Source organism: Bacteroidota bacterium (assembly GCA_026391695.1).
Taxonomy (GTDB): Bacteria; Bacteroidota; Bacteroidia; order Bacteroidales; family JAGONC01; genus JAPLDP01.
In genome coordinates, this window is the sequence record JAPLDP010000069.1 from 19,737 (window position 1) to 39,292 (window position 19,556).

Sequence of the window (19,556 nt, forward strand, 5' to 3'; positions counted from 1 at the left end):
GGTTATGAATGTAAATTGCATAGTATTATCGTATTGCAAATATAAACAAAATCAAAATAATAGTTTGTTCTTGTGATTTCTCATAGAATCATCATTTTCCGGATAAATAATTTTTATTGAAGAAATCCAGATATTGGTCGGTATTTTTTATCTGGTAGAAGGTTTTATAATTATCTCCGGATATGGCAAAGTGTGTATAATCACCTGGTTTGATGTTGGAAAATACATAATCACTAATTGTGATAGCTTCATAATATGCCATGGCCTTTTCTTTATTGGGGAAATTGCTGACGGTTATCATCTGCCGTTGATTATCCAGCAAAATACTGCTGATGGCGAGGTTCTCCAGTTTATAATACTTCAGATTAAAATCAGCGATTTTGATCTTCGTGGCATTAGCATTGACTTTGGTACCATCGACGATGAGCAAATAAAAATGGAGAGCCTTGGGATCAACGATATATGGTGATGGTGCTTGGGTGGTTTCCTGTGGAGCTTTTTCGCCGGAAGCTCCCGTGACAGCAGGAGCCAGCCCTTTGTTCTTGATATGTTCAAGGATATTCTGTGCCAGTGGCGTGACCTCATTGTCAGGATATTTTATAACCAGATTCTGTAATCCGAATGCCATCGAATCCACACCGTCGGTTTTTCCTTTTGACAGTGCTTTCAGGAATTCAAATTTTGGTATGAGGTCAGCATGGTGTGAATAATTGGCGATGGCCTCATCACTATAAATCTGAACCATCCGATATTGCTCATTGATGTAGGCCTGATAGGTCTCTTCATACAGCAAATCAGCTTTATTTCTTTGGGCTTGCAGAACTATATTATAGTTGGGATCTTTGATGATTTTGGCGTAATCACTATCAGGGTAAGTATTAAGTATGATATTTTTATAATTATCTGCAATCTCCTGATTACCCCGTTCTTCATAAATCTTATACATGTTATAATACGATTCCAACAGATGGATATTGTCAGGATATCGATCAATGAGTGTTTGAAACGATTCGAGGGATTTTTTATAATCTTTTAGACCTTCCTTATAAATATACCCGAGTTTATAGAGCGCTTCAATGATCATGTCGGTCGAAGCTTTCATCTGATCCTCGGTCATTGGGAGATTTTGCAGATAGGTTTCGCGTTTTTTTGGATCATTCAGTTTAAGGCTGTCGGCAGCAATGGTGTCATTTTTTGCAACCTCATCGCCGCTTTCGAAAGATGACATGATTTGTCTATTGGTCAAACGCCACAGATCTTCCAGCTTCCTGTTACCCCATCGTTTTATAAACTCATTATAACCATAGCTCAGCGTTGAGGGATTATAAAAATACCATTGCCCGCCCGATAACCGTTCCATATTTTGTTTCAGTGTATAATCTTGTGTGGCATTGCCGATCTGTCTCTGAAGCTGAGCCTCTTCCTCCTGTTTTTTTCGTTCTGATTCAACATAATCAGCAATGATCTTGTCGATGAGATCATTTCGTTCCTTTTCCGGCATCCGGGCAATCTTTTGGAGGCTGTCTTGCTCTTTAACAGTCCGGTGGTTTATGACCAGATCGGTCAATAGGAGTGTTTTATTCTGCAAAAGGTCAAAGTCAGGAAAATCCTTAGGCAGAACCATCATGGCACTGTCATAATAGGTCTGGGCATTTTCATAGTCCGGATATGAGAAATACAGATCAGCCAGGGTAAGAGCAGAGATAGCTTTCTGGTAGTTATTTGATAAACTCTTACTTACGGATAGTTTTAAATATTTTACAGCCGAGGTGTCATCCTTTTCCCGAAGAGCCACTTCTGCCAGTGCAAAATAGATCTGGTCAAGGTAATCTTTATTCTTAATATCCTTGATCATTTTTTCGAGTTCCTTTGTAATAATCTTTCGGCTGCCGGATGTGACATCATATGATTTGGCCATATTTATTTTGGCATTAAAGGCCATTTCATAGGGCGGGTTACGTCTTACAACCTGCGTAAAGTAATCAAAAGCTGCTTCCAGGTCTTTCTTACGCTGATAAAGCTGACCCAGAATAAAATAGATCCTTGTCACCAGGTATTTATTTGTATTAATTTCTGCACCCCGTTCAAGGTAAGTGATAGCCTGGTCATATTTAGCCTGTTTAATATATAGATCAGCATAAACCAAAGGAAGCATTTGAATTACATCCCGTGGTACGGCTTCTTTGTCGATTTTGCTTTGAACCAGATCAAGGAGCGATTGGGCCTTATCCCACTCTCCCTGCTGATTATAGGTGTTGGCTAGCCATACCATGGCACTGTATGAAAGGGGTTCATTGCTATAGCGCTTGATGATAAAGTCAAACGTCCTTCTGGCCAATGAGTATTCGTGCTTGTAAAAATAGGCCTTGCCAATCAGCAGATAGCTGTCATCAATCCAACGGACATACTCGGTATTATTAAAATACATCGAATGTCGCTGAATGACGATGGAGGCTTTCTCAATAGCCCTGTCCATGTATGGATTGATGGCTGAAGCATTGGCTGATGTACCATAATTAAAAACCGGCAGGATCTGGGTGTAGTTATCCTGAAGGGCCTTGAAAAGTTCAATTTCTCCCTCTTTAAAACTTTCATTGCCGTTCCAGTAAGCATTGTAATGTGCAGTGAGGTTATGATATAACCTTCGGGTAAATGTGTTTTTCTTGGTGGAACATGACCATAACAGGCTAACCAACAGGAAAGCCAGGAGTGCTGAATATTTTATCGGATATGATGTGCGGATACTCAAGAGATTTGATGATATTTTCACTGATAGGAATATATCTGAACGTTGCGTTATCGTTATAACTATAAAAGTGCAAAAATATTTTATTTTTATGAAACTACCCAAAATTGCGATATTTGCAGAAATTTTCGTTGGTATAAATAAATACTGATGCCAGTTCCCAGGGAAAGAAAGAGAAGGAAAAAAAAGTGGGTTCAAAAGCTTCATGACAAGTATCGCCTGGTGATCATGAATGAGGAAACCTATGAGGAAAAGGTGTCATTCAGGTTATCCCGTCTGAATGTTTTTGTCGCTCTTGGAGCAGGGGCAACCTTGCTGATATTCCTTACTACTTATATTATCGCTTTCACCCCTCTGAGAGAATATATTCCGGGTTATATGGATGTGGACCTCCAAAAAAAAGTCTATGAACTCCAACTTCGTGCTGATTCTATTGAGCGGGAATTCAAGCTGAAGGATATCTATATTGTGAATTTAAAAAATATCATCAGCGGTGCTGATGTGGGGAGTGACCTTTCCTTGCCACAGGATACTCAGGCCAATTATCAGAATGTCACATTAGGGCATTCGATGGAAGATTCTATTCTCCGTGCGGAATTTGAAAGCCAGGACATGTATGATCTCCGGTTTTACAATGAATCAATGAATTCGGCCCGCTCCTCCATCAGTGGATTTTTATTCTTTACTCCACTCGAGGGTATCATCACAAATACATTCAGTCCTCGGGAGAACCATTATGGGATCGATATTGTTGCCGACAGGAATGAAGCAGTCAAGTCTACACTGGAGGGTATGGTGATTTTTTCGGGCTGGACACTTGAGACCGGCTATGTTATAATGGTCCAACATGTGCAGAATATTATCTCTGTCTATAAACATAATTCTGTTCTGCTGAAGAAAGTAGGTGATTTTGTAAAGGCAGGCGAACCCATTGCTATTATTGGCGAGTCAGGAGAGTTGTCAACAGGCCCGCATCTGCATTTTGAATTATGGTACAACGGCCTTCCGATTAATCCGCAGGATTATATACTTTTTTGACAGTAAAAAATGAAATCCGGACCGAAGGGTGACAGAAATGACAATATTATGATGGTAAATTATTATAGTCCAAACAGGCACAATGTGTGAAGGAACGAATCGCCATATTAGGATCTACGGGTTCAATCGGACGTCAGGCACTGGAGGTTTTGCGGCAACATCCATCTCTTTTTGAATGTGAGGTCATCACAGCTCAAAGCAATTACAGTTTATTGATTGAGCAGGCTGCCGAGTTCAAACCCAACGCGGTGGTCATTGGTGATGACACCCATTACCACAAGGTAAAAGAGGCACTTTCACAGTATGATATAAAAGTCTTCGCCGGCCAGGAGTCTGTTTTGGGAATTCTCGAGCTGGAGTCTATCGATATAGTTCTTGTCGCAATTGTTGGATTTGCCGGTTTAAAGCCAACAGTAAAAGCTGTTGAGGAAGGAAAACGGATAGCATTAGCCAATAAGGAAACCCTTGTTGTTGCAGGTGAGTTTGTCACACGATTAGCACGTGAAAAGGGTGTCGCCATTCTCCCGGTCGATTCGGAACATTCCGCCATATTTCAATGCCTTGCAGGAGAAGTTCAAAATCCGGTTGAAAAAATCTACCTCACAGCTTCCGGAGGCCCTTTCCGGAACAAAACCAGCCCTGAACTGAAACAGGTTAAAAAGGAAGAAGCCCTCAGACACCCTAACTGGGATATGGGTGACAAGATCACCATCGATTCAGCGACGCTTATGAATAAGGGTCTTGAGGTCATCGAAGCCAGATGGTTTTTCAATCTCGATGCCAGCCAGATCGAGGTGATCATACACCCACAATCTATCATCCATTCCATTGTTCAGTTTCAGGATGGATCAATGAAAGCACAAATGGGCCTGCCGGATATGAAACTCCCTATCCAATATGCATTTTCCTTTCCATATAGAATTAAAACAGATTATCCCCGTTTCAATTTCATAGATTATCCACTGTTGACTTTTGAACTTCCTGATGTGGAAAAATTTCCTAATCTGGTACTGGCTTACGATGCACTGAAAAGGGGCGGAAATATTCCCTGCGTATTGAATGCAGCCAATGAGATCGTTGTAGATGCCTTTTTAAAAGGAACCCTTGGCTTTATGGAGATGACTGATGTCATTGCCACCTGTATGCAGACAATTCCGTTTATTCAGAAACCCTCTTTTGAGGATTATTTTCAAACCGATGCCGAAACACGTATAAAGGCCATTGGCTTATTGAACAAATGAAAAGACGTTATGTTATTACTTTATGTTGCATAATAATCAGATACTGACATGGAGATTGTGATCAAGATTTTACAACTGTTGATGAGTTTATCCATTCTCGTGATATTTCATGAATTTGGACATTTTATTACTGCGAAGATCTTTAAAACAAGGGTTGAAAAATTTTATCTTTTTTTCAATCCATGGTTTTCTGTTTTCAGGTTCAGGCGAGGTGAAACAGAATATGGTCTGGGTTGGCTCCCGCTGGGAGGATACGTGAAGATTACAGGGATGATTGATGAGTCGCTGGATAAGGAACAACTTAAAAAACCTCCGCAACCATGGGAATTTCGTTCCAAACCTGCATGGCAGCGGCTTATTATTATGCTTGGCGGTGTCACGGTCAATGTTCTGCTGGCTATTGCCATTTATATCCTGATGCTTTTTACATGGGGAGAAGAATTCTTACCTACATCAGAGGTCAACAAATATGGTATATCCTGCGATTCTCTGGCATTGGAAATGGGCCTGAGAAATGGCGACAAGATATTATCCATTGACAACAATAAAGTAGAGGACTTTCTTAAAATCACGCCTACCATTGTCCTTGAAGAGGCCAAGACTATTCAGGTCGAACGCAATGGACATTCAATGGATATAAACATCCCTGAAGGTATCATCAGCCAACTCATTAAGTCACAGGATCCTATTATATGGCCACGCATACCCTTTGAGATCAGTGAATTCACTGGTGAGTCGGCCGCAAAATCAGCAGGAATGATGCCTGATGACGACATTATCGGTTTGAACGGGAGATATATCCCATATTTCAGGGAATTCCGTGCTGAATTGCAAAATTTTAAAAATCAAAATGTCACTATCGACCTGGTCAGGGGTGCTGATACTCTTCATTTGCTGGTCAGCATTCCTGCTTCAGGATTGATCGGCGTATTCCCTAAGGGAATGGAGAACTATTATCAATATCAGAAAAAGCACTTTACAGTATTTTCAGCTATTCCTGCCGGAACTATCAAAGCATATCAGGGTGTGGGTAACTATCTTAAGTCTCTCAAACTCTTGTTCTCACAGGAAAAAGCCTATGAATCGGTCGGGGGGTTCATAACTATCGGACGGATATTTCCCTCAGTCTGGGACTGGCAATCATTCTGGGGGCTGACAGCTTTCCTCTCCATCATGCTGGCCATATTAAATGTCTTTCCCATTCCTGCTCTGGATGGAGGGCATGTCCTTTTCATATTTTATGAGATCGTCACACGCCGCAAACCCAGTGATAAATTCCTGGAATATGCACAGATTGTGGGTATGATCATCCTGTTTGGACTGCTCATTTTTGCAAATGGCAACGATATCATCAAATTACTTAAGCATTGACCTGCATTCAGAATTCTGATTCCGATTATGGTAAGGGGTATGTTAAGAACCAATCCGACCAGCCCGATAGGTAAGCCATTGGGAGCAAAAGAAAAAACGCCCTTTGTCAAATAATGGGCAACAATAGCCAGACCATATACACCACCAGGTACAATCTTATTTGGTGATATAAAAAAGGCATAGCCTGCTGTCATAATGAATGAGCCCAGTACCATCAGGGAGTATGCATAAAACCATTTTCTGGAAAACAATTTTTCATTTTGAATGAATGCCATGACTTCTTAAAATAAAAAACATTATATTTACATCCGGAAAGGGCAAAAGAATAATAATTAGACTTATCTGGGATTCCTTAAACATACATCCACAAATAATTTCATTGTTAAGTGTACTATTTGTGCGGAAATGAAGTTATATATTGTGCTTATTTGCACGGGTACAAATTTTTATCGATATAGCACTGAAAGAATCACTGGGATTTCATCTTGAAAAGCCGTTTTATTTCACCGTTTTGTGAATAGATAAAAAATTAGTATTTTAGCAAACTTTAAAAAGAGGCATAACTACCATTACAGTCATGTATAAAAAAGCCACTGTAATTTTAATGTTAATTTCCTATTCGGTGATTTCTTTTGCACAGCAGGATGCACAATTCAGCCAGTACATGTTTAATCATCTGTTTTTTAATCCCGGTTTTGCAGGTACGAGTGAAGCGATATGTGCAACCGGGCTCTACCGGCAGCAATGGGTAGGCTTTAAAGATGTTGATGGTAACAAAGTAGCTCCCGAAACGTATACAATCTCGCTTGACGGACCGTTAAGAATATTACATGGAGGGTTGGGAGCAACTATTACAAATGATAAATTGGGATTTGAAAAAAACATAACTGTAAAAATCGGATATTCATATCATCTGAATACACCATCGGGTTTGCTGGGTATTGGTCTTATGGTCGGTTTTCTCGACAAAGCCATAGATTTTTCAAAATTCAAACCCGTTGACGATGATCCATTGTTATCCCAACTGGGTGCAGAACGTCAGATGCTGGCTGACTTTTCCTTAGGGGCTTATTATAAAGTTCCTAATCAGTATTATTTGAGCATATCCGCGTCACAGCTTATTCAGTCTGCCAGTAAACCTTTGGCCGAATCACAAAACACTGCACTTAAAATGCAGTTAAAAAGACATTATTATATAACGGCAGGATATCAATATACATTGCCTTACAATCCGTCATTTGAGCTTGATCCATCCGTACTGTTAAAGACTGATTTTGCATCAGCCCAGTTCGATATTTCTGCCTTGCTGAAATATAAGGAACGCTTTTGGGGTGGATTAAGCTATAGATTCGAGGATGCAGTGGTGGTCATTCTTGGCATGGAATATAAAAATTTTGAAATAGGCTATTCATATGATATAACTACCTCAACACTTGGAGGGAATAGGAGCAGCGGGAGTCATGAAATTATGGCAGGGTATCGGTTCCGACTGGATGTCGAGAAATTACGGCAGAGTTACAAGAACACCCGATTTTTATAAAAGTTTTCATGTAAAGAATTAAAAAATACTTCTAAATTTGGTAATTTATAATAAATAGCTGACAGTAATCGTTTATAATAAGTTTTTCTGGAATTTAAAACGAAAACGACATATGAAGAAACTGTTTTTCTATTCAGTGGTTCTCTTAATCCTGAGCAGCTGCGGAAACTCCGGGAACGGGGAACTCATTGGTGTACAGAAACGGCCTCGTTTTTATCAGCCTGATCCATATGGCATGGCTTATATCCCTGCAGGAAGCTATGTGATCGGTACCGGCGATGAGGATGTGCCGTATACACAACTACAGCAGCCCAAAACCATTACAGTGGCTGCTTTTTATATGGATGAAACAGAGATCACCAATAATGAATACAGACAATTCGTCTATTGGGTAAGGGATTCCATTGCACGCCGTCTCCTGGGAGTCATCAAACCAGAAGTCTATCTGATCGAACAAAATGATAAAACCGGTGAAGTTTATGATCCTCCTTTTCTCAACTGGGAGAATGAAATCGTTTGGGATGGAGAAGAAGAACGTGCAGCACTTGAAGAACTTTATCTACCTGAACATGAGAGATATTACAGGAAGAAAGAATTCGATACAAGGAAGCTGTATTATGAATATTATTGGATTGATCTGGCTGCCGCTGCAAAAAAAGATTTTGACCAGCAGGGTGATATTAAGGAGGGAGCCTTATCTAACCGTCCACAGGGATTGACGGACCGTTCGGTATACATCATGAAAGAAACCATTAATATTTTCCCGGATACGTTGTGTTGGCTCCATGATTATATCTATTCTTATAATGAGCCGATGACCGAAAAATACTTCTGGCACCCTGCCTATGATAATTATCCTGTTGTGGGAGTTACATGGAAACAAGCCAAAGCTTTCTGTATCTGGAGGTCTCAGCTGCTCAGCTCCTTCCTGTCCCTGAAAGAGGATGCCAGTGTCAATGAATTCCGTTTACCTTCAGAAGCTGAATGGGAATGGGCTGCCAGAGGAGGCAATGCCCTTAATCCTTATCCATGGGGAGGTCCTTATACCAGAAATGGTAAAGGCTGTTTTCTGGCAAACTTTAAACCATTGCGCGGAAATTACGCTGCTGATGGTGGTATTACTACCGTCATTGCCGCACATTATCCTCCTAATGACTTTGGACTGTTCGACATGGCAGGAAATGTCGCCGAATGGACTAATGATGCCTTTGATGAGTCAGCTTACAATTTTGCCTGGGATATGAATCAATCCTATACATACAACGCTAAAGAAACTGATCCGCCCACCTTGAAACGTAAAGTGATCAGAGGCGGCTCCTGGAAAGATATTGCTTACTTTCTGCAAGTCTATTCACGCAGTTATGAATTTCAGGATACAGCAAAAGCTTATGTCGGCTTCAGATGCGTTCAAAACTATCTCGGCAGACAAAAAGATGATAATCCTTCTAAAGCTTCTTATATTTATAAATAGAAGCCTTTTAATTGAAAATAATTTTATAACATAATAACATTTAACAAAACAAAAACAGTTATGGGTATTAGTAATTTAGTGAGACGCAGAGGGTTTAAACACTTTATGTCCAGGTTGTATGGCTGGGGTGCATCGGTGGTCATTCTGGGCGCACTTTTTAAAATCAACCATTATCCCGGAGCTGATTATATGCTTATTGCCGGGTTGGGAACAGAATCCCTGATATTCTTTTTCTCTGGCTTTGAGCCTCCCTATGTTGAGCCTGACTGGAGTCTGGTCTATCCGGAATTGGCAGGATTGTATCACGATACCGGTGTTGATGACTCTCAGCTGAAAAAAGGGAAAAAGAAGCCCACTGAAGAACTGGATGATATGCTGGCCAATGCCAAGATAGATCAGCAACTGATCGAAAGTCTCGGGCAAGGATTGAAGAACCTGAGCCAGAGTACCGCAAAGTTGTCCGACATTTCTGATGCGGCTTTTGCTACTAATGACTTTGTCAGGAATATAAAAGATGCATCCAAGTCAGCTGGCGAACTTTCAACATCATACCGCCAGACTTCCGAAGTGCTTAATAAAGATATTGTCACAGCCGAGGACCATTTTAACAACCTAAAGAATGCCTCGCAAAGTGTCGCCAATCTATCGTCCGTTTATTCAAAAGCTTCCGAGAGCCTTAAAGGTAACCTGTCAGCCAGTGATGAATTTTCAAGCTCCATAAAGGCTGCCGTCACTTCAGCCAATACTCTGGCACAAAAATATACCGAATCAGCTGACAAAATCTCCAAATCCACACAGAATCTCAGTTTTTCAGGTACGGAGATGAAGGATTTTAACGATCAGCTTAAGAAAATGACCGATCAAATCGGCGCGTTGAATGCCAACTATGAGTTGCAACTTCTGGGTTCTCATGAGAATGTGGAAACCGGCAGTAAGCTTCAGATCACTATGAATCAACTCTTGAACAGCCTGAATGAATCGGTCGATAAAACATCCAAATATCATCAGAACCTGTCTGCTTTAAATGAAATATATGATAAACATCTGAAAGGGACCGGAAAACAGGTTGAGTCAACGACTCAAATGCAGGCATCTCTGGAAAAATTCCTTGAAAATCTGAATGCTTCAACAGAGATGACATCCAGATACAGAGATGAAGTTAACGCTCTGGCACAAAACATTGCAGCCCTGAATAAAGTATACGGAAATATGCTCTCGGCAATGAATGTTAAGTTAGCATGAGTTGAAGGAAGAATAATTCACGATTTAAAACAAATTATTCAAATGGCTGGATATAAGGAAACTCCCCGACAAAAGATGATCGCCATGATATATCTGGTGTTGACCTCTCTTTTGGCATTAAACGTGTCAAAACAGATGCTCGATGCCTTTGTTGTGGTGAACGAGAGCATGGAGATTACCAATAAGACTTTCTCAGATAAGATTGATCAGACCTACAGTAAATTCCAACAGCAGTATGCACTTAATCCCAACAAGGTTGGTTTTTATTACCAGAAGGCTGAAGAAGTTCAGCGTCTGTCGAATGCAATGGTTAACTACCTGGATAGTCTGAAATATACTGTGATCATGACTACTGACGCAAGGACGAAAACCCTTGAGTCAGCTAAGTCCACACCTCTTTCCAAAATAAGAGCCAAAGACCGTTTTACGGAACCAACGCGGTTTTTCTTTGGCAGATCCACTACCGGTGAACAGGGAACAGCAGGTGCACTTAAAAGAAGGATAAGTGCCTTCAGGCAACAAATGCTGGCCTATATGGATTTGCCCTCAGATAGCGACAGGCTTGGATTGATAACTGAAGGGGATTTCAGGAATGCGGATGGTAAAAAACAAACCTGGGAACAGCATCTGTTTTATTATACCGTACTTGCTGCTGATGTGGCTATCCTGAATAAGATGGTGACGGAGATTAAAAATGCAGAATTTGACGTGGTTTCACATTTATATAGCCAGATAACTGCAGAGGATTTTAAATTTGACAAGATAGCTGCCAAGGTCATTCCGAAAAGCAATTATATTTTGGAAGGTGATAAATATGAAGCAGAAGTCATCGTGGCGGCTTATGATACAAAAGGAAATCCGGAAGTCTATTACCTTGAAGGTGTCGATACCGTCAGGGATATCACCAACGCCCGCAAAATTGCTGGTCAGAGCGGCGTGGTGAAGCTGAACTTTCCTGCAACTTCCGCCGGCATTAAAAAATATGCCGGAATTATCCGTGTAGCTTCCCCTGCCGGAGATATCCAAAGCTATTCTTTCAAGGATGAATATATTGTTGCCAAACCCTCATTGACTGTTTCAGCAACAAAGATGAATGTTCTATATACCAGCGTCGAGAATCCTATGTCTATTTCGGTTCCTGGCATAAGCTCCGAAAAAATCCAGGCTTCTATGAGTGTTGGCACCCTGACACAGGTGCCTCTCGAATCCGGGTACAACTATATTGCTAGAATACCGGCCGGTACTACTGGTAAAGCCGTGGTTACCGTAAAAGCAGAATATGAAGGTACTTTCCGGGATATGGGAACCATTGAATTCCGCGTAAAAAGAGTTCCCGATCCGGTTGCCTACATAGCAAATGTAAGAGAAGGTAAAGTAAATAAGAATTCACTTGTCGCCGCCGGTGGTATAATACCCAGAATGCCCGAAGATTTTGATTTTGACCTCAATTATATTATCAAATCATTCACATTTGTCTACCAGAAAGGGATTGAAACCCAGCAAATTAATGCTCAGGGAAATTTGCTTTCACAGGAAATGAAATCCATCATTCAATCCGCCAGTGCCGGCACTCGTGTATGGTTTGAAAATATTATTGCTCAGGGACCTGACGGAGAACGCAGGTTGGCAAGTATATTATTGGAATTAAGATAATAATTAGTTTCAGGAGGATATTATGAATAAACTATTTTGCTATTTAATTGTCGGATTTATCACACTGTTAAGTCTTTCCTCATATTCTCAGGTACTGGAAAATAACCCTCCAAGAGATGGTATCTATGATAAGATGACTATACTGTCAAAAGCACCAGTACCTTATACCTATGTGCGCGAAGCAGATATTTTGTGGCAAAAGAGAATATGGAGGGTGATCGACATGAGGGAAAAATTGAATCAGCCTTTCTATTATCCCCTGGCCCCTCACAATCAATGGAGAAGTCTTATGCAGGTTATCCTGGATGCATTAAAGGAAGGTACAATCATAGCTTATGAAGCACCCATAGGGGGTACAGATGAATTTACCCTGCCTCTCAATTACAATGAGCTTATTAAAACGTTTGAAATACGTAAAGTGGAAAAATTCCAGAGAACCTCTCCTCCTTATGACTACTATGATACCGTTGTTGTTACCGAATTTAAACCGACAGATGTCAAAATGTTCAGAATTAAAGAAGATTGGTTTTTTGACAAACAACGGTCACAGATGGATGTCAGAATTCTTGGTATCTGTCCCATTGTTGATGACTATGACGAAAATGGAAATTACAGGGGCATCAAACCGATGTTTTGGATATATTTCCCCGAAGCACGTACAGTATTCGCTAAATCTGAAGTATTTAACCGTCATAACAGCTCCCAACGTTTAACTTATGATGATGTCTTCTGGAAGCGTATGTTCAGCAGTTATATCTACAAAGAAGATAATGTTTTTGACAGAAAGATTTCGGATTATGCAGCCGGTATGGATGCCATACTCGAGTCGGAAAGAATTAAAAATGAGATATTTCAGTACGAACAGGATCTCTGGGAATATTAATGGTCAAAAACTGTTTATACATTGAGAAATCCCGCCCTGAGCGGGATTTTTTTTGTTATCGTCTACCGTTAATCGTACTTTTGTCAGGATATAAATTGCATCTCCATTGTCTTATACATTTCTGACAACACCTGTAGAGTATCTGAAGGGGATTGGACCGAAAAGGGCCGAACTGCTTAAGAACGAACTCTCCATTTATACCTTCGGCGATTTGTTGGAATATTTCCCTTTCAGGTACATCGACAGAAGCCGTCTTTATAAAATAATAGAAATAAACAATGACCTGTCATATGTGCAGATTTGTGGTCGTCTAAGGCATATTCAAATGGTCGGTAAGGGACCTGCCAGCCGATTGGTGGCCACCCTGCAGGATGATTCAGGTGAAATCGAATTGGTATGGTTTCAGGGTATAAAATGGATAAAGGATAAACTTGTTTCGGGATCAGAATATCTGGTATTCGGTAAACCTGCACTGTTCAGTGGTCGCTATAACATTCCTCATCCTGAGATCGATGTTTTTAATGCTCAGGCATCTGCTGTCAGCGAAACTTTTCAGCCCTTTTATAATTCCTCAGAAAAACTCAAGGCCAGCGGATTTAATTCAAGGGGTTTCAGTAAGGTAATGAAAATCCTTGTTACTTCAGCAAAAGGTCATATTCCTGAAACGCTTCCAAAAGATATCACCGAGCACTTTGGCTTTATTTCAAGAGAAGAAGCTTTACTTAATATCCATTTTCCAAAGGATCAGCCAATTCTTGCAAAAGCCGAATCGAGGCTGAAATTTGAAGAGTTGTTTTATATTCAGTTGAGGTTACTAAGGCTGAAACTGATCCGGATAAGTAAAATCCAGGGACATCCCTTTTCTCATGTGGGTGAATATTTCAATAGCTTTTATTACCGCAATTTGCCTTTTCCATTGACAAATGCCCAAAAGAGGGTAATGAAGGAAATCCGTGCCGATGTCGGATCAGGAAAACAAATGAACCGTTTGCTTCAGGGCGATGTGGGTAGTGGTAAAACAATGGTTGCACTGATGTCAATGCTGATCGCTATTGATAATGGATTTCAGGCCTGTTTGATGGCGCCGACAGAAATACTTGCATTCCAGCATTATGAATCTTTAAACCGTTTGCTGGCAGGTCTGAATATTACCATACGTTTACTGACCCGTTCAACAAAATCTTCAGAGAAGAAAATTCTTTATGAACAGCTTCTTAAAGGGGAATTACAAATAGTTATTGGCACACATGCGCTTATTGAGGAAACCGTGAGTTTTAAAAATCTCGGATTGGTGGTCATCGATGAGCAGCACCGTTTTGGTGTAGCACAGCGTGCACGTCTCTGGAAAAAAAATGCCATTCTTCCTCATGTACTTATCATGACAGCTACTCCTATTCCCCGGACACTGGCAATGACTTTATATGGTGATCTGGATTATTCAGTCATCGATGAGCTTCCGCCAGGACGAAAATCAATCAAGACCTATCACTTTTATGAGTCTGGCCACCTTAAAGTGTATGGTTTCATGCGGCAGGAAATTAAAAAAGGACGTCAGATTTATATTGTCTATCCACTTATACAGGAATCTGAAACTCTTGATCTTAAAGCCCTCATGGAAGGGTATGAAACCATAATAAGAGAGTTTCCGCTGCCTGAATTTGCAGTAAGTATTGTCCATGGACAGTTGAAATCTGAAATCAAGGATTTTGAAATGCAGCGTTTTATCCGGGGTGAGACTCAAATCATGGTCGCGACTACAGTCATTGAAGTTGGTGTGGATATTCCCAATGCAACCGTCATTATCATCGAAAACGCGGAAAGGTTTGGGCTGTCGCAGCTGCATCAGCTCAGGGGCAGGGTTGGAAGAGGTGCAGATCAGTCATATTGTATATTAATGACCAAAGACGATCTGGGTCATGATGCCAGGAAACGGATTGAAACAATGTTAAGGACTTCCGATGGCTTTGAAATAGCTGAAGAAGACTTACGTCTTCGGGGACCAGGCGATATGCAAGGCACTCAGCAAAGCGGGATCCTTCAACTAAGAATTGCCGATCTGGTGCGTGATGAGAAACTGCTGAAATATGCCCGAGACATAGCCATCCGCCTCCTGGAAAAAGATCCATTACTTGAACATGCTGAAAATAAACCACTATCTGATCAGTTGATGCATTTAACCAGTCACGATACTGAGTGGGGCTTGATCAGCTGAACATTTCATCCGGTAATTTTACCCTGTCAGAATTTATTTCCTTACATTTGTACTCACCATTATTATATACACATGAAGATTTGTTATAGCTGGCTTAAAGATTACATCAATCTGGCAGTTGATCAGGAAAAACTGGCAACTTTACTGACAGGTTGCGGTCTTGAAGTGGAAAACCATGAGAAGGTTTTCGGCGTGAAGGGCGGACTGGAAGGTGTGGTCATCGGTGAGGTTGTATCCTGTGAGAAGCATCCGAATTCTGATCACCTGAGCATTACCATGGTAGATATTGGGAAACCTGAATTATTACGTATTGTATGCGGTGCAGCCAATGTCAGAACAGGCCTCAAGGTACCTGTTGCCACTGTGGGTACAATTCTTTACGAGGGCAATCAAACCTATGAAATTATGAAATCAGCTATTCGTGGCGAACTTTCAGAAGGTATGATATGTGCCGAAGATGAACTCGGTCTGGGTACTTCACATGAAGGTATTATGGAGCTTGACCCTCAGTCGGTTACAGGTACTCATGCCCGGCAATATTTTAATATTTGGAATGACTATGTTTATGAAATTGGCCTTACACCAAACCGAACAGACGCTATGTCACACATTGGTGTCGCCCGTGATATTGCAGCTGTATTGAATAACATTGGCGGAGCTGGTATAGGCACCGCAAAAATGAATTTATTGTTACCTTCCATTGAATCCTTTAAAGTTGAAAATCATGACCTTGATATTCAGGTTGTCATCAACGATACGGACGCTTGTCCACGTTATTCGGGCGTCTCAATGACGGGTATTCGTGTGGACGACTCCCCTCCATGGCTCAAAAACCGCCTTAATGCTATCGGCATAAGACCCATCAATAATATTGTTGATATCAGTAATTATGTATTGTTCGAGACAGGTCAACCGTTGCATATCTTCGACGCAGACCTGATCAAGGGCAATATGGTCATCATTAAGAAATTACCTCACGGAACGAAATTTATAACATTAGATGAGATTGAAAGGGAATTGACAGAACAGGATCTTATGATATGTAATGCTCATGAAGGGATGTGTATTGCCGGTGTATTTGGAGGTCTTAAATCGGGAGTGACTGAGAGCACTAGGCGTATTTTCATCGAAAGTGCTCATTTCAACCCAAGAAGCGTACGGAAAACATCAAAGCATCATGGATTGCAGACCGATGCATCGTTTCGTTTTGAGCGCAGTGTTGACCCCAATGGAACTGTATATGCCCTGAAAAGAGCAGCCATCCTCATAAAAGATCTGGCCGGGGGTTGCGTTTCCTCAGAGATAAAAGATATATATCCAAAGATGACCTTAAATAAGGAAATTGATGTTCATTTTCAGAATGTTAACAGACTTATTGGCAAGAAAATGAACCATGATGTCATCAGGCATATCCTCCATGACCTTGGTGTTGAGGTCATGAATGAAACAAGGAGAGGTATGCATGTATCTGTTCCCACATTCAAGGCTGAAGTCACTCGTGAAGCTGACATCATTGAAGAAATACTCAGGATATATGGATATAATAATGTAGAAATTCCGGATCGTGTGCATTCTTCCCTTTCATTCTCTGAAAAACCGGATAAAAACAAAATCCAGAATCTGATATCGGATTATCTTACAGGTAACGGATTTTATGAGATCATGAATAATTCATTAACGACATCCGGGTATATCAATGAGTTAAATGAGTTTTTACCCGAGCATCATGTTGAAATTCTCAATCCTATTAGCAAGGACCTTAATGTATTACGGCAGACACTTCTTTTCGGCGGATTAGAAACGATCATTCACAATATCAACCGGAAAATGCCGGATTTAAAGCTCTTTGAGTTCGGCAAAATATATCTCTCATATTCTGAATCTCCTCCCTCATCTGATGTCCTCGACAGGTACAGGGAATATAATCATATGGCTGTTTTTATGACAGGCCAGAAACACCCAGAGAGCTGGTATACCGATGATGACCTTGTTGATTTCTATTCGGTCAAAGCAATTGTCAATAATCTTTTGTTAAAAGCCGGTATCTGTTCTGCCCGTTTATCTTGTCAGGGCATTTCCAACGGTGTTTTCAGCAATGGATTGGTTTATAAATACAATCACAGGATACTTATTTCCTTTGGCATGATACATCAGCGTGTGCTCAAACGATTTGATATCAGGCAGGATGTTTTCTATGCCGATTTCGATTGGGAACTGTTCGTGGATCTTACAAAAGAAAACCATATCAGTTATCACGAACTTCCCAGGTTTCCAGGTGTCCGACGCGACCTTGCCCTGCTGCTTTCTGAAAATATCCAGTATAAGGAAATTGAAAAGATAGCCTATCAGACAGAGAAAAAACTGTTAAAACGAATTAGCCTTTTTGATGTGTATGAAGGAGATCAGATAGAATCTGGGAAAAAATCTTATGCCATAAGTCTGTTCATACAGGATGAAGAGAAGACTTTGACAGATGAAGAAGTTGACCAGGTCATGAAGAAATTGATAATTGCCTTTCAGGGAAAATTGCATGCCACCGTGAGATAATAAGACCTCACTGGTTTAATTGTTGGAGTGTTGTTCTGTTTTGTTTGTAATTGGGATATAATGACTCTGACAGGTCTAATATTTCTTTGGCTTTCGTGTAATTATAATCCTGATAATAAGCTATTCCAAGATAATATAAGATCTCCGCATCATCGTTATCAAAAATGATTAAATATCCTTTGTCCATCATTAATTGTTAACTTTGATAGTTACTGGGCTATTCTGAAAGCGAAATAGAGTTCTTTATTATGCCAATATCAATGAGTCGGTATGTGTACTCTATATCTCTGATTCATTGATTTCAAAGAAAATTAAGTAATTTTGTATCGTAATTCGGCCGATAAAAGAAAGATAAGTTACTAAAAACGCAATCTGAGAATGGATATTCAATCTATCAAACAACGTTTTGGTATCATTGGTCATTCACCTTTGCTGGATAGGGCCATTGACATTGCCAGGCAAGTGGCTCCCACTGATCTAACGGTACTTATCTCTGGAGAAAGCGGCACTGGCAAGGAGGTGTTCCCCCAAATTATCCATAACCTCAGTGCAAGAAAACATGGAGCCTATATCGCAGTTAACTGCGGTGCAATTCCTGAAGGAACCATCGACTCCGAATTATTCGGGCATGAAAAAGGTTCATTTACCGGAGCGCATGAATCGCGAAAGGGGTATTTTGAAGTGGTTAATGGAGGAACTATCTTTCTGGATGAAGTAGCTGAGTTGCCTTTATCGACACAGGTCAGGCTGCTCAGAGTGCTCGAAAGCGGCGAATTTATCCGTGTTGGATCATCCAAGGTGATAAAGACCGATGTACGTGTTGTAGCAGCATCCAATATCACCGTACCTGATGCCATTCGTAAAGGAACATTCCGGCAAGATCTCTATTATAGGTTGAACTCGGTTCCAATTTTTGTTCCTCCCCTGCGCCAAAGAAAAGAAGATATCATCCTTCTTTTCAGGAAATTTGCTACTGATTTCGCAGAAAAATACAGAATGCCACCCTTGCAACTGGACGACGAATCAATAAGGTATCTTATGGATTACCGCTGGCAGGGAAATGTCAGACAGTTGAAAAATGTCACAGAGCAGATTTCTATACTTGAAGAGAAAAGATATATTACATTAGACATCCTGCTGAAATATCTACCACAAAGCCAGTACAGTGAATTACCGGTAGTCTATGATAACAGGGAAACTGTGAAGAGCGAATTTTCTGAAAGAGATCTTCTTTATAAAGTACTCTTCGATATGAAAAAAGATATCGTTGACTTGAAGAGATTAGTAATTGATATCTTACGCAATGAGGGTTCTGCAAAAAGCCTTCAGGAAGATAATGCACAGATTATTAAGCAATTAATACATGAGTTGGAACCTGTTGGGAATGATATTGAGGAAATGAGAATCCATCATGAAGACCATGATCAATATCCTGAACCCATTCAGCATCCGGAAGTTCTCGAAGAATCCCTCTCTTTACAAAAAAAAGAAGTGGACCTGATCAGGCGGGCTCTTGATAAATATCGCGGTAAACGGAAAAATGCAGCCAAAGAGCTGGGCATATCTGAACGAACCCTATACCGGAAAATCAAAGAATATAAACTTGGATAGT

Annotated in this window: 13 protein-coding genes; 11 read left to right on the top strand and 2 right to left on the bottom strand. The window is 40.6% G+C overall.

The window, feature by feature from the left end:
• Window positions 1-91: 91 nt before the first annotated feature.
• Window positions 92-2,770, bottom strand: coding sequence for a tetratricopeptide repeat protein (locus NT175_09315; GenBank protein ID MCX6234901.1), 2,679 nt, complete (start codon window positions 2,768-2,770; stop codon window positions 92-94).
• A 126-nt stretch (window positions 2,771-2,896) separates the two neighbouring features.
• Here NT175_09315 and NT175_09320 point away from each other — a divergent pair, with 126 nt between their 5' ends.
• The 10 genes from NT175_09320 (at window position 2,897) to pheT (ending at window position 17,944) form a co-directional block, all read left to right on the top strand.
• Window positions 2,897-3,784, top strand: coding sequence for a M23 family metallopeptidase (locus NT175_09320; protein ID MCX6234902.1), 888 nt, complete (start codon window positions 2,897-2,899; stop codon window positions 3,782-3,784).
• A gap of 86 nt (window positions 3,785-3,870) precedes the next feature.
• Window positions 3,871-5,025 (top strand): 1-deoxy-D-xylulose-5-phosphate reductoisomerase, encoded by a 1,155-nt coding sequence (locus tag NT175_09325; GenBank protein MCX6234903.1) that lies wholly within the window; start codon window positions 3,871-3,873, stop codon window positions 5,023-5,025.
• 81 nt (window positions 5,026-5,106) lie between these two features.
• Window positions 5,107-6,396: an RIP metalloprotease RseP gene (gene rseP, locus NT175_09330; GenBank protein MCX6234904.1), complete on the top strand. Its 1,290-nt coding sequence runs from the start codon at window positions 5,107-5,109 to the stop codon at window positions 6,394-6,396.
• A gap of 577 nt (window positions 6,397-6,973) precedes the next feature.
• Window positions 6,974-7,936 (top strand): type IX secretion system membrane protein PorP/SprF, encoded by a 963-nt coding sequence (locus NT175_09335; GenBank protein MCX6234905.1) that lies wholly within the window; start codon window positions 6,974-6,976, stop codon window positions 7,934-7,936.
• Window positions 7,937-8,048: 112 nt separating this feature from the next.
• Window positions 8,049-9,407 carry an SUMF1/EgtB/PvdO family nonheme iron enzyme gene (locus NT175_09340; protein ID MCX6234906.1) on the top strand — a complete coding sequence of 453 codons (1,359 nt, stop codon included), beginning with the start codon at window positions 8,049-8,051 and terminating at the stop codon, window positions 9,405-9,407.
• Between the two features lie 105 nt (window positions 9,408-9,512).
• Window positions 9,513-10,649 (top strand): gliding motility protein GldL, encoded by a 1,137-nt coding sequence (gene gldL / locus NT175_09345; GenBank protein MCX6234907.1) that lies wholly within the window; start codon window positions 9,513-9,515, stop codon window positions 10,647-10,649.
• Window positions 10,650-10,691: 42 nt separating this feature from the next.
• Window positions 10,692-12,302: a gliding motility protein GldM gene (gene gldM / locus NT175_09350; GenBank protein MCX6234908.1), complete on the top strand. Its 1,611-nt coding sequence runs from the start codon at window positions 10,692-10,694 to the stop codon at window positions 12,300-12,302.
• A gap of 22 nt (window positions 12,303-12,324) precedes the next feature.
• On the top strand, window positions 12,325-13,185 hold the full coding sequence (gldN, locus tag NT175_09355) for a gliding motility protein GldN (GenBank protein MCX6234909.1): 861 nt from the start codon (window positions 12,325-12,327) through the stop codon (window positions 13,183-13,185).
• Between the two features lie 106 nt (window positions 13,186-13,291).
• Complete coding sequence (gene recG / locus NT175_09360; protein ID MCX6234910.1) at window positions 13,292-15,397, top strand: ATP-dependent DNA helicase RecG; 2,106 nt, start codon at window positions 13,292-13,294, stop codon at window positions 15,395-15,397.
• Between the two features lie 72 nt (window positions 15,398-15,469).
• On the top strand, window positions 15,470-17,944 hold the full coding sequence (gene pheT / locus NT175_09365) for a phenylalanine--tRNA ligase subunit beta (protein MCX6234911.1): 2,475 nt from the start codon (window positions 15,470-15,472) through the stop codon (window positions 17,942-17,944).
• A gap of 7 nt (window positions 17,945-17,951) precedes the next feature.
• On the opposite strand, the gene NT175_09370 is transcribed toward pheT, so the two are convergent.
• Window positions 17,952-18,134 (bottom strand): hypothetical protein, encoded by a 183-nt coding sequence (locus NT175_09370; protein MCX6234912.1) that lies wholly within the window; start codon window positions 18,132-18,134, stop codon window positions 17,952-17,954.
• A 188-nt stretch (window positions 18,135-18,322) separates the two neighbouring features.
• On the opposite strand from NT175_09370, the gene NT175_09375 reads away from it, so the two are divergent.
• Complete coding sequence (locus NT175_09375) at window positions 18,323-19,555, top strand: sigma-54 dependent transcriptional regulator (protein ID MCX6234913.1); 1,233 nt, start codon at window positions 18,323-18,325, stop codon at window positions 19,553-19,555.
• Window position 19,556 lies beyond the last annotated feature (1 nt).